This is a genomic window from Chitinophaga sp., assembly GCF_035564935.1.
Taxonomy (GTDB): Bacteria; Bacteroidota; Bacteroidia; order Chitinophagales; family Chitinophagaceae; genus Chitinophaga.
Map to the genome: position 1 here is coordinate 1 of NZ_DATMTE010000426.1, position 7,811 is coordinate 7,811.

At 46.3% G+C, this 7,811-nt stretch carries 8 protein-coding genes; 5 read left to right on the forward strand and 3 right to left on the reverse strand.

Annotated elements, in window-relative coordinates:
* From VN105_RS11035 to VN105_RS11045, 3 genes are all read left to right on the forward strand, one after another.
* A partial coding sequence (locus VN105_RS11035) for a hypothetical protein (protein WP_325640780.1) occupies window positions 1-806 on the forward strand: 806 nt, incomplete at its 5' end.
* Window positions 807-836: 30 nt separating this feature from the next.
* Window positions 837-1,370, forward strand: a complete 534-nt coding sequence (locus tag VN105_RS11040) for an RNA polymerase sigma factor (protein WP_325640794.1) — start codon at window positions 837-839, stop codon at window positions 1,368-1,370.
* Window positions 1,370-1,972, forward strand: coding sequence for a hypothetical protein (locus VN105_RS11045; RefSeq protein ID WP_325640782.1), 603 nt, complete (start codon window positions 1,370-1,372; stop codon window positions 1,970-1,972). The genes VN105_RS11040 and VN105_RS11045 overlap by 1 nt, the downstream gene beginning before the upstream one ends.
* Window positions 1,973-2,057: 85 nt before the next feature.
* On the opposite strand, the gene VN105_RS11050 is transcribed toward VN105_RS11045, so the two are convergent.
* Complete coding sequence (locus VN105_RS11050) at window positions 2,058-3,656, reverse strand: hypothetical protein (protein ID WP_325640784.1); 1,599 nt, start codon at window positions 3,654-3,656, stop codon at window positions 2,058-2,060.
* 196 nt (window positions 3,657-3,852) lie between these two features.
* On the reverse strand, window positions 3,853-4,173 hold the full coding sequence (locus VN105_RS11055; RefSeq protein ID WP_325640786.1) for a helix-turn-helix domain-containing protein: 321 nt from the start codon (window positions 4,171-4,173) through the stop codon (window positions 3,853-3,855).
* Window positions 4,174-4,278: 105 nt separating this feature from the next.
* Here VN105_RS11055 and VN105_RS11060 point away from each other — a divergent pair, with 105 nt between their 5' ends.
* A complete protein-coding gene (locus VN105_RS11060; protein WP_325640788.1) occupies window positions 4,279-4,698 on the forward strand; it encodes a DUF6194 family protein in 420 nt (139 codons plus the stop codon).
* Window positions 4,699-5,215: 517 nt separating this feature from the next.
* The gene (locus tag VN105_RS11065; RefSeq protein ID WP_325640790.1) at window positions 5,216-7,132 is read left to right on the forward strand and encodes a tetratricopeptide repeat-containing sensor histidine kinase; all 1,917 of its coding nucleotides are present in this window, start codon (window positions 5,216-5,218) and stop codon (window positions 7,130-7,132) included.
* A 385-nt stretch (window positions 7,133-7,517) separates the two neighbouring features.
* Here the strand turns inward: VN105_RS11065 and VN105_RS11070 are convergent, their stop codons facing one another.
* Window positions 7,518-7,655, reverse strand: coding sequence for a hypothetical protein (locus VN105_RS11070; RefSeq protein ID WP_325640792.1), 138 nt, complete (start codon window positions 7,653-7,655; stop codon window positions 7,518-7,520).
* Between the last annotated feature and the right edge of the window lie 156 nt (window positions 7,656-7,811).

Here is a 7,811-nt window from a genome sequence, read left to right on the forward strand (position 1 = left end):
TAATAATGGCCTTCGCCTGCTTAACCGGTTGTACTTCTATTAAGCTGGCTATTCCAGACACGTTCAGGCAACAGGCTACCATGCTCCACGTAAAGGGGGCAAGGGGAAATAAGATGTCCTTCGGTCAGTTTACCACCTCCAGGATAAAAAGAGGGATCCATTTAAGTTACCCCGGCTGGGGCGGCCGCGGCTTTTTCCTGGAAAACCTCCTGTGGAACAAGGTGGGTATCCGGAAAGCCGAGACGGTAACAAAAGAAAAAGCCAGGTTCCGTTATGCCTTGTCGGACGGAAACAACAACGTGGAGATATATGCGGACGAAAAGGAAGTAACGAAAAAGCTCGAATATGAGGTCATTAATGGTAAGCCCCCCTTCAGCGGGTTTGAGCAACTCCAGCAATATAAATATGTATTTTCGGCGTTGATCAGTGTGGATACCACCCAGGAAAGCAAAAACTGGGAACTGCTGATGACCAATATATACGATAGGAAAGCGGAAAATGACAAGAACCCGTTTACCTATATCAAGCCGGAAGACAATGGCCTTGCAACAAACGGCGTTGATACCCTGTTTATAAAAGCATTAAGTATTAAAAGTACAGCCCTCGACAATGGTAAAACCGGGAAACTGCCGTTTAAATTATTGTCGGGCTACGAAATAAGCACCAGCGGCGGCGTGGTAGCCATTGTGGATATGATCGACCGCAACATTTGGTTCTACAATGAGCTGGACGCTACGGAGAAGCTGAACATCAGCGCCATTGGCTCAGCCATCCTGGCAAGAAAGGTAAACGATGCAAAATGGTAATCCATTTGAAGAACCGGACAAATTAAAACGCTGGAACAGGATTTAGGCAATATCATCACGGAGTGCCGCAATGGCAACAGGAAAGCACAGGAGCAACTATACCGGCTGCTCTATGGCTTTGCCATGACCATTGCCATGCGATACGCCATCGATGAACACGAAGCCGCCGATATCCTGGGCCATGCCTTTGTAAAAATGTTCAAAAGCATACCTTCTTTCGACGCATCAAAAGGGAACTTCCACGGCTGGCTGAAACGAATCATCATCAACGAATCATTAGACCACATAAAACAACGCAGCCGCTTCACCAGCCTGGAACTGGATACCGCAGAAGAACCATTTATTAACAACGATATTATCGAAAAAACAGATGCCGCCGCCATACTTCAACTTATAAAACAACTTCCCCCGGCTACACATGCCGTGTTCGTCCTGTATGCCATTGATGGATATACACACAAAGAAATTGCAGGACAATTAAGCATCAGCGAGGGAACAAGTAAGTGGCATCTGAGTGAAGCAAGAAAAATACTCCAACAGAAATTAGCAGCAATAAGAACCTAGTGAATACTAACACACCATATGAGCATTTAATAGCAGCAAAGCTGGAGCAGGTACCTGTGCCGGATATGGCAGACAGTATCTGGGCCAGCATTGAAGCGCAGCTGGATGCCCCTGTTGAAACACCGGATCAGAAAACTACGCCTAAGATTAAAGGAAAAGGCTGGTACGGTTTTGCAGGGATCACAGTTGCGGTTACTGCGCTATGGTGGTATACCAATCATACAAATCATCTACAAAAAAGCACAACACCCGAAAAAATACCTACCGTGCCGGAAATGCCCGCCCCGGTTATCGACAGCCCGGCATTAAAGGAGCAAATACAAAAGAAAACTATTCCATTCCTGCCAATGCCGTCAAAAAATGACAGCCTCTTACAGGAAGAAACACCACAAAACAACATGCCTAAAGATTCTGTGGCTGAACGGGTTTTTCCCCTGTTCAAGCCGGATTCGTCGCGGTGGCATTATGATAAAACCCCGCTTCCGCCAATTGATTCCGTGTATACAGCTCCTCCGCCTAAAAAGCCGAAAGGTGTAAAGGGCATTTCAGATAGTGATTATAAAATATCCGCCGGGAAGGATTCCGCCCGGAAAGAGGAGTAACAGGGTTGCCACACTAATAGCACTGCTATGTATTAAATGCTATGTTCAGAGAATTTACCAGGAAAGCAATTGCCGTACTTACATGTCAGATTCCCCTATCCTGCAATTCACCAGGAATAGAATAATGCCCGTTTTTATAAGGAACCGTAATCCGGCCGAGTGGTAAAGTACCTACTCCAATACAGCTGCCAGGAATAATCACCACATCATAATTTTCCTGTTGAGCGCCAGGCTGTAACCACCATTTGTTAATACGGCATTTTTGCATACCGCTTCCACCATCATACGCATCGTTTGTTACAATATTCATTACGGGCGCCAGTTTTTCATCCTTAAAAACAATCAGGTCATCCCAGGAAACACTGCTTCCCATATGTGTAATTCCACCGCTAACTACAATGCCCGTGGTATGATTTCCCACTTTCACCAGCTTATTAAAGTAACCGGAATTACCATACATGCCTCCCCCACCAGCGTTTAACAGGTAGGATACAGTTTGCCATCGATCCCCGGATTTTTTGAAAGCCCATACATCCACCCAACCGGAAACCGGCGCTCCGCCGCTCCTTCCCTGGTTGGTGAATATTGCCATGCAGTATATATTGTTATCCTGCTGAAAGTACATCACCGAATCAACGCTGCGGTCTATGTTCGCTGTTATTCCATCTCCGATCGATATCTCTCCCGGTACCGTGTCGTATACTGCCTTCGTAAGCGGCTCCATCTGCTCCTGCCGGAACTCTGGCTGAACAGGCAATAAACTTATCTCTCCGGCATAAACGGCCATTATAGCTGTTCTCAGCTGCTGGCGTAATTCGTTATAGGTTTTTGCCGTAGTTACCTTATCCAGGAACTGTTTTACAATACCAGCGGTTTTAGTATTCCCGTGCTGTTGCACAAACAAGATATATTCTGTTTTATTTTCGGGGATCAGCGAAGTAAGGTCTTCGTAGTTTTCAAACGATGGCGTATTATCTTCTCCCAAAAGGTAATCTTCACAATACCCCTCATACAGCTCCCGTGCTGTGCCTGCGAAAATGCTACCGGGATAAGTATCCAGGAATTTTTCCCAGTTAAGTGCCCGCTTTCCTATCAGTTTGAATGGGATGATCAGCCCTGCATCGGCACTGTATAATACAGTATCTTCATCGGCACGCAGTTGCAGGTACGCACCATAATCAACGGGCAGGGAAGCCCTAAATAACCCGGTATAAAATGCGGGAACTGTTCGTAGTTCCGTGTATCCTTCTCCTATTTCCCAGGGCTCAATACCTGCTGTAGCCAGCAAATTAATGCGTTGTTGTACTTTGGCGGGCGGATCTGCTTTACCTTTTGCTTCTGAATAAAAGTTTACATATTCATCTACCCATTCATGCTCATTAGCAGTGATGCCTGTCAGGGCAGTGTCCAGATACAGTGCAAGGGAAGTGTAAAGGCTGGCTGCAGCATCAGCGTTTATGCCCGGCAGTTGCTTTTCAATAGCCTCCCTTCTGCCAATGATCCCGGAAACATATGCTTCGGTAGAAACGGTTGTCATGTCCCTGTTCGTCAGCGAATCCGTATTAGCAGCACTGGCAGCAGGTTGCTTACTTTCCGTTTTTTTGCCATCGCCATGGCAGGCTGCCAGCATGAATATAAGGTAAAGAGGCGCCCAGGCGCTGAGGTTAATAAACTTGTTCTTCATAGTATAAGTCAACAGTTGATTATATGAAGATGCAAGATAATGTAAGTGGGGCAATTTTATACTTGATCTGTTCAAGTGTACGACCGTCCGGGAACATAACTCTCTCCGTTACCTCTTTTGTTAAAAAACCATTCATATTTGCAATAAAAAAGATGGGCGAAAGTCCAGTCTTTTTATTGATAGTGTAATGCATCCGTTACTCCACATTCCTCATCGCCCATGCCTGTACTTCCACCAGCACCGGCTTCAGCAACATCCCCTTCTCAGTTAACGAATACTCCACCGTTGGCGGCATAGTGGCATAAGCTTTCCGGCTAACGATCTTCCGCGCTTCAAGCTGTTTCAGTTCCTTTACCAGCATCCGCGTGTTAATACCCACCACGCTCCTTTCCAGTTCTTTAAACCGCATCTTCCCTGCCATCAGGGTGTTGATGATAGACATGGTCCATTTCCCCGAAATGAGGTCCATCGCTTCCTGGAACGGGCAAATTTGTAAATTTTTATTCTTCAAAGCCATAATAGTTCCTGATACTTTACTCCGTGTTACTATATACCAAAATGGTAACTACTTGTAAATGTACCGCAATAAGGTGAAATTTGCAGTCAACCAAACACGCCTGCCATGTCATTACAACACATTGAACAGCATATTGCCGAATTGCACAACGTCACAAAACTGGAGCACTTCGGGTACACGTTTTTCTTCTACGGATCTGAGCAGGTACTTCCCTTTGTTACCTTTGCAGCATCGGATAATGAACATGATAATATATCCAACCTGGACCGGGATGGGGTGTTCCGCGTGAATATCGGCATTGCAAAAGATTCATTTAACGAATTATTTGCCGGCAATGAATCTAAATGGGATTACACGACGCTGAACCGGTTCATGCCCCACCCCGATTATGCGGCACAACACTTTATTTGTATACTGAACCCCGAAGGCCAGCAGTTAACGGAAACAATGACCTTCATCACCGAAGCGCATCTTGTTGCGAAGAACCGCTTTGATAAAAAGCAGGCCGCAAAAATGAAAGAGTGAATCAAGTTCGCTTATGTACACGTTTGTCAGATTACAGATGGTACCTGGCAAAAGCTTCCATACTGGTGGCAGCTTTGCATATTGGGGGTTAACCGCGGGGTTTGCCGGGGCTATACTCATATGCTGTTTATTGATATCATTTAAGCTAAGCTTGAAGAATGAATAACATAGTCGGGCAATGCATTTCATAAAGAGCCGGTAAATAACCGGCTCTCTGTTATCCTCCTTACTTCGACAGAAAACCCGCTAAAACGCAGCCCTTTCCCTGCCGCTGCCAAATATTTAACCGTCCATTGAATTTTGGATGCTATTTTTTACTACCTTATAGCTATAATATTCCTGTCATGTACTAAAAACCATGTTCGTAAAAACCACAAAATACCAGCCCGCCTGCCTGGTTGCCGTCATTGTGTGCCTGTTAATTCCCGGATGCAAACACTCAACGGAAAACCCGGAACACCCTGAATTTGTTGAACGGGTTTCATTAGCTGTTGACAGTATGCTTAACAGCGGGCATATGAAAAATGTACCGCATTTCCTCGACTCGGCCTACGCCACGCTCAGTGCACCGGGAGATCATGACCGCTGGGTGAAATATGATTACCTGGCAAACTTCTATATCTTTTACCAGAGAAACATTCCTACGGCCAGGAGCTACCTGGATAGCATGTTCATGTGCCTGAAAGGCCGGGAAAAAACCTATCCTGATGACTACGCCACCACCCTTTACCGGCAGGGAGAAGTAAATATGGCCGATAAGCAATACAGCCAGGCTTATAAAAGTTACTTCAGCGGTAAGCAGTTTGTACAAAAGTACCTGGATACCTGCGACTATAGTAAATTCAGCAGCAAGCTGGGTTTTGTCGAATATAACCAGGGAAAATATATGGATGCCATCCCCCATTTTAAACAAGCCCTTAGCGAATATCAACATTGCCTGTCCATCGGTTCAAATGATTTCAATAACCTGTTCATTCTTCCCCAGTCAGATCTTAATTCCATTGCACTATGCTTTGAGCGCTCAGGGCAACTTGATAGCGCTATTTACTATTATCAGGAGGCACTTCAGTTTATCAAAACCAATGCTTTAAAATTTCCGCAGAGAAAGAAATTCGCTGAAACAGCTGCCGGCGTAGTATACGGCAATCTTGGCGGCACCTATGCCAAAACAGGCAACCTGGCAGCTGCAGAATTTTATCTGAAAGAAAATATCCGTATCAACGACCAACCCGGCTATGCCGTGGAAGATGCACAAACCGCCAAGATAAAACTGATCCGGCTTTATCTGGATAACCACCGTTTCCCCGAAGCAAATGACCTGCTAACCCGCATGGGCAGTGACCTGGACGCTGGAAAAGGTCTGGGCATTATGGGCGATAATATAAAAGTACAGTGGCTTCAGCTGAAATGGCGCTACCTGGATAAAACCGGCGACCTGAACGGCGCTTATCTTTACAGCCAGCGCTATTACCGCATAAGAGATTCCCTGAACGATATAAACACCGGGTTAAAGGAAGCAGACCTCGATGCAGGGATAAGGGAAGCAGGACAACAATACCAGATTGCCCTGCTTCATAAAAACAACCAGCTTAAAACAAGTTATCTTTCCGCAGCTGTTATATTCTCTGTATTAACCATCCTGATCCTCTTCCTGCTATGGAAAAACCTCCGGCGTTCCAATAAAAATGTGAAGGAACTTACTGCCCTTAACCGCCAGGTGGAAGAAAAAAACCGGGATACCCTGCAAACACTGAAAGCCCTGGAACAAAGCCACCAGGAGAATACCCGTATCATGAAGGTAGTGGCGCACGATCTGCGAAATCCGGTGGGCGCCATCACTGCCCTGTGTGAACTGATGCTCCAGGAAACCCGTTATAATGAAGAAGACCGGGGCATGCTGGAAATGATCCGTTCAGCAGGTCAGAGCTCCCTCCACCTGATCAGCGACCTGCTCCACTATACCGTACAATATGAGCTAAAAAAAGAACCCGTTGAACTCAACGAGCTGATGCACTACTGCGTAGATATGATGCAGCTCAGCGCAGCAGAAAAACAGCAGCATATTGAACTCCAAACCACTCATATTACGATCAGCATCAACCGGGAAAAAATCTGGCGCGTGTTCAGCAACCTGATCTCGAATGCCATAAAATTCAGCCCCAATAATACACTCATCGGGATAAGCACCACTACGGGGTCTGACCATGTGATCATTACTGTAAAAGATCAGGGCATAGGCATACCCGCGGAAATCAAAAACAAGATCTTCGACCTGTTCACCGAAGCGAAAAGGCCCGGCACCGGCGGAGAACGCCCTTATGGAATGGGGCTGGCCATAGCCAGGCAAATCGTGGAAGCACATGGCGGCGCTATCTGGTTTGAAAGCCTCCCCGGCGACGGAACCGCGTTTTATGTAAAACTCCCGCTCAACTGATTAGCCCTGATTTATCCCGGGTTCAGCATTTTGCAGTTTTACCCAATTCTCAGACCCCGATGAAATCATATTCCGCTGCCGTTATTTTCCGCATTTTTCCCGGCACCGGCCTGCTGCTGCTGATCATCAGCGGTGTTATCTTTTATAACATAAAAAATTCAGCAATAACGCTGCTGTAACTGCCCGCCAGGTGGTAGACCTGATAGCCAAACAAAGCAGCCCGTCCAACCGCAACCGGTGGGTTACCTACGCTTCTGTTGTGATTTATATCGATGCAGGTAAGCCCCGGCCTGAAGCAATGAACATATGCCTTTGTAAAAAGCCAGCAGCAATAGCTGCAGGGCTGTTTCCTGTTTAAACCAACACTCAATTTCCCCGTAACGGTTCAGATGGCGGTAACTTTCAGCACCACGCTGGTACGCCTGGCGCCAACTTCTGGATTGAATCCTGCTTTCATCAGGAAATCGCCCGTATATACGTGCCCGTTATCAATGGGCGATTTTGTGCCCGGGTACAGGTTCATACGATGTGTAAGATCAGCTTGAACGTCAAAAGTAAGCTACGGGCAGTAGATATGAAAACATTTGGAGCAAATAACGGGCAACCGGCCCGATATGACACAGCACGTTACAAGCTGGTGAAAATATAACCGGTAACACTCCCTAAAGAAAAACGCCTC

Excerpts from the sequence above, each read along its gene's own strand:
- VN105_RS11050 (WP_325640784.1), bottom strand. The coding sequence starts at position 3,656 with ATGAAGAACAAGTTTATTAACCTCAGCGCCTGGGCGCCTCTTTACCTT.
- VN105_RS11070 (WP_325640792.1), bottom strand. The coding sequence starts at position 7,655 with ATGAACCTGTACCCGGGCACAAAATCGCCCATTGATAACGGGCACGTA.
- VN105_RS11055 (WP_325640786.1), bottom strand. The coding sequence starts at position 4,173 with ATGGCTTTGAAGAATAAAAATTTACAAATTTGCCCGTTCCAGGAAGCG.
- VN105_RS11060 (WP_325640788.1), top strand. The coding sequence starts at position 4,279 with ATGTCATTACAACACATTGAACAGCATATTGCCGAATTGCACAACGTC.
- VN105_RS11065 (WP_325640790.1), top strand. The coding sequence starts at position 5,216 with ATGAAAAATGTACCGCATTTCCTCGACTCGGCCTACGCCACGCTCAGT.